The organism is Vulcanisaeta sp. (genome assembly GCF_049966235.1).
In the GTDB taxonomy this organism is placed as follows: Archaea; Thermoproteota; Thermoprotei; order Thermoproteales; family Thermocladiaceae; genus Vulcanisaeta; species Vulcanisaeta moutnovskia.
Map to the genome: position 1 here is coordinate 329 of NZ_JBMFVA010000077.1, position 317 is coordinate 645.

The window sequence follows — 317 nt, forward strand, 5'->3', positions numbered from 1 at the left end:
CCAATTACTGACAATGATGTATTTAATAAATCTGTGGATAATGCCACGTATTGGCCGTGGAAATGGCAGGTTGAGTATACATTATTACCAATTATTATTGGATTATCACTCACAGAATTAACCTCATTGACAATATTACGTAAGGCCCACTCTAATGCATCAATTACGGAACCAAAGACCTGCGGTATGCACCGTATTGAGTACGGGTCCTGAACCCTACCACTCCTATTCACATTCCCACTCCCACTAAATAACCCACTGAGTACTCTGGCTACCTCGTTCTCACCCCTATGCAGCTTAACGGCGTTGGCCTCAAC

General features: G+C 43.2%; 1 protein-coding gene. It reads right to left on the reverse strand.

The genetic code is table 11. The features are described from left to right. Positions 1-317, reverse strand: a 317-nt coding sequence (locus tag ACP5L5_RS11795; protein ID WP_428764017.1) for an aromatic amino acid lyase, incomplete at both ends; no start/stop codon positions are given.